Consider the following 3,006-nt stretch of genomic DNA (forward strand, 5'->3'; position numbering starts at 1 on the left):
CCTTGAACACCGCCCAGCCGGTCGACAGGATCACATCGCCTATCGAGACGGAGAGAGTCCTTACTCCTTGTCCGACTACATCGATGTCATCCGGAGCGCCCCGAGGAGATCTCTGCCAGCAGCCACAGCACCCTGTCGCGGTTACGGTCGGCGGGCTTGCCGCAGATCTGGCACAGCAGACCGCCCATGGCCAGCCGCTGCCGCAGGCTGTGCACGCTTCCGTACTCCGGCCGGCCCCGGCCCGGCTGCGAAGGAGCCGCCATGCGGCCCTCGTCCCACATACGTCCACGCACAAGCCGGGGGGCAGCCCCAGCAACAACCAGCAGAAGCACTGGCAACAGGCCGCAGACGCCTATGTCGCCCCGTCCACGTCGGCGGCGAACCTGGCCCAGACCAACTTCCCCCCGCCGTCGCGTGGTTCGCTGCCCCACGCGTCGGCTAGCGCGGCGACTAGCAAGAGGCCGCGACCGTCTTCGTCCTCCGCCCCCGCTGCCTCGACCGACGGTTCGACGTCGGAGTCGTCGGCAACCTCCAACACCACGTCCGGGCCGTCGATCGTCAACCGCACCGGAATCTCCGTGGTCTTCCCATGCCGCAACGCGTTACCCACCAGTTCGGACGCGACCAGCACGACCGTGTCGGCCAGTTCGGACAGGTCCCAGGCCCGTAACGCCTCCCGCACGGCATGCCGGACACACGCCACGAGCGACGCATCACCAATCCGGATGGCCATCACCTTGCTGACGGTGACAACTGGTCTGGAGAACTGGTCGGTGGGCATGGTCCACGACCTTCCTGGCCCAACTCAGAGAATCAGTAACGCCCGGCGGGGTCGCACTCGGGGTTGGAGGGCCGATCGGTTCGGATGTGTTTCGTCACCAATCCAGGTTCGGCGGACCGGAGATCCGGGAGTAGTACCGGCAGGTGTTACCGCGGCGGTAATACGCTGGTGGCGGCCGACGGCGGCCACCAGCGAGTCAGCCGGGAGCGCACATGCCCACTGTTCAGATCCCGCCCACTGTCCTCACCAGGGCCGACGTGCAACGAGCCCTGCGTGAGCACGACTTCGCCGACGCTTTCCGGATCATCAAGCAGTACGCCGGGCTGTCCCAGAATCAGATCGCGATCGCCTGTGGTCTCACGCCCGGCAAGGTGTCCACCATCATGTCCGGCAGCACGCAGGTCACCTCGTACGAGGTGCTGGCGCGCATCGCCGACGGACTGCGCGTTCCCGGCGACTTCATCGGCCTCGCCCCGCGTCCATGGGAGACCGAGGCCCCGCCCCCAGCGGAGACGGCGGAGGTGCCTGTGCGTATGGACAGCCCTTGGCAGACCCACACCACGATCGAACTCGCCGACCGGCTCACCCGAGCCGATCTGACCATGGACCGGCGAGCGTTGGCCCGTGCCCTCGCAGCCACGGCCATGTCCGGCGCCCCACTCCTCAACAGCCTGGAAGGGTGGATGCACCCAGGCGAGGAAGGCCGACGGCGCACCCGCCCAGGGCGTCTGGGCCTGCGGGACGTCGAGCAGTTGGAGGAGACCGCGAAAGCGTTTCGCGCATGGGACCATCGCTACGGCGGCGGACTGCGCCGCCGAGCAGTCCTTGGTCAGCTTTCGGAAGTCGCGACCGTACTGGACGAGCACCAGGCCCCAGCGGTCGAGGTACGGCTCTACCGGGTGCTCGCCCATCTTGCCGGGACGGCGGCCACCATGGCGTGGGACAGCGGCCTGCAACGGCGGGCCCAGGACTACTACCGGCTGTCCCTGCGGGCCGCACACGCGGGCGGCGACCGTCTGTGGGGCGCCAACGTGCTGGCGGGCATGGCCCGTCAGATGCTCTACAGCAACCGACCGCAGGACGCACTCGAACTCGTTCGCCTCGCCCAGGACGGCGCCCGGGACGTAGCCGGGCCCCGGGTACGCGCGATGCTTCGTACCCGGGAGGCATGGGCACTGGCCGCCCTCGGGCGCACCTCGGCGTTCACCCGGGCGACCGAACAGGCGCGACAGGACCTGAGCGAGGCCGCTCCTGAGCAGACAGAGCCACACTGGATCGCCTACTTCGACGAAGCCGAACTCGCCGGCACCACCGGCGGCCGACTGCTGGAACTCGCCCGGCAGGACCCCCGTTCACACGCCAACCGCGCGGGCGAGGAGATCCGGCAGGCCCTCGCCCAGCGCGGCCCGGAAGCGGGCCGCAGCAACGCCCTCGACCGACTCGGTCTCGCGGAGGTCTACTTCCTCGGCGGCGACCTGACCGCCGGATGCCAGGAGACCCACGCCGCGCTGGACGTCGCCGAGCGGGTGCAGTCCGGACGCGTACGGGAAGGCATGGCGTGGCTCTACTCGTACACCGTCGGACATGGCGCGTCCCGCCCGGTCCGGGAAGCTCGGGCCAGACTCCGCGAACAACTCGCCGACTGATGAACCCGCTTGAGAAAGAGGAAGAAGCCGCTGTGACGACTCTTGCCGTAACGGGCCACATGGATCTAACAGACGCATCGGTCCCCTTGGTCCGCGACGCTCTGCGAGACCTGCTCGCCGGATACAGCGGCCCGGATCTGGTCGGGGTCTCCTGCATCGCCGCCGGATCGGACAGCCTCTTCGCCGAAGCCGTACTCGCAGCTGGCGGCCGTCTCGTAGCGGTGATCCCCTCCCAGGACTACCGGCAGACAAAGGTCAGGCCGCAGCACGCTCCCCTCTTCGACGAGCTCATTGAGGCCGCCGACGAAGTACTGACCATGCCCTTCGAAACGGCCGGCAGAGAGGCATACGAGGCAGCCAACCGCGTACTCCTGGACCGCGCCAACCGGTTGGTCGCCGTCTGGAACGGCCAACCCCCAGGCGGCAAGGGCGGCGGCACAGCCGACGTGGTCCTCGACGCCCGCGCCGCAGGCATCCCAGTCGACGTGGTGTGGCCGGAGGGCGCCGAGCGCGTAGGGGCCTAGTACTCCAGCAGGATTTCGCTGTCTGACCTGGTCTTTCGCCGGGGTGGCGGGAGTG

4 protein-coding genes are annotated in these 3,006 nt (G+C 68.7%); 2 read left to right on the plus strand and 2 right to left on the minus strand.

From position 1 onward, the window contains the following. Nucleotides 1-86: 86 nt before the first annotated feature. Both GA0115259_RS40840 and GA0115259_RS34335 read right to left on the minus strand, forming a co-directional pair. On the minus strand, nucleotides 87-263 hold the full coding sequence (locus tag GA0115259_RS40840) for a hypothetical protein (protein WP_176732755.1): 177 nt from the start codon (nucleotides 261-263) through the stop codon (nucleotides 87-89). A gap of 89 nt (nucleotides 264-352) precedes the next feature. Beyond that, nucleotides 353-781: an ATP-binding protein gene (locus GA0115259_RS34335; protein ID WP_093604162.1), complete on the minus strand. Its 429-nt coding sequence runs from the start codon at nucleotides 779-781 to the stop codon at nucleotides 353-355. Nucleotides 782-993: 212 nt separating this feature from the next. On the opposite strand from GA0115259_RS34335, the gene GA0115259_RS34340 reads away from it, so the two are divergent. Next, complete coding sequence (locus GA0115259_RS34340; RefSeq protein WP_093604164.1) at nucleotides 994-2,427, plus strand: helix-turn-helix domain-containing protein; 1,434 nt, start codon at nucleotides 994-996, stop codon at nucleotides 2,425-2,427. A 32-nt stretch (nucleotides 2,428-2,459) separates the two neighbouring features. Then, the gene (locus tag GA0115259_RS34345) at nucleotides 2,460-2,951 is read left to right on the plus strand and encodes a hypothetical protein (protein ID WP_093604166.1); all 492 of its coding nucleotides are present in this window, start codon (nucleotides 2,460-2,462) and stop codon (nucleotides 2,949-2,951) included. The last annotated feature ends 55 nt before the right edge of the window (nucleotides 2,952-3,006 follow it).

Source organism: Streptomyces sp. MnatMP-M17, from assembly GCF_900091995.1.
Taxonomy (GTDB): Bacteria; Actinomycetota; Actinomycetes; order Streptomycetales; family Streptomycetaceae; genus Streptomyces.

Bases quoted from the DNA above. Each gene is read 5' to 3' on its own strand.
- GA0115259_RS40840 (WP_176732755.1), bottom strand. From the start codon at position 263: ATGGCGGCTCCTTCGCAGCCGGGCCGGGGCCGGCCGGAGTACGGAAGC.
- GA0115259_RS34335 (WP_093604162.1), bottom strand. From the start codon at position 781: ATGCCCACCGACCAGTTCTCCAGACCAGTTGTCACCGTCAGCAAGGTG.
- GA0115259_RS34340 (WP_093604164.1), top strand. From the start codon at position 994: ATGCCCACTGTTCAGATCCCGCCCACTGTCCTCACCAGGGCCGACGTG.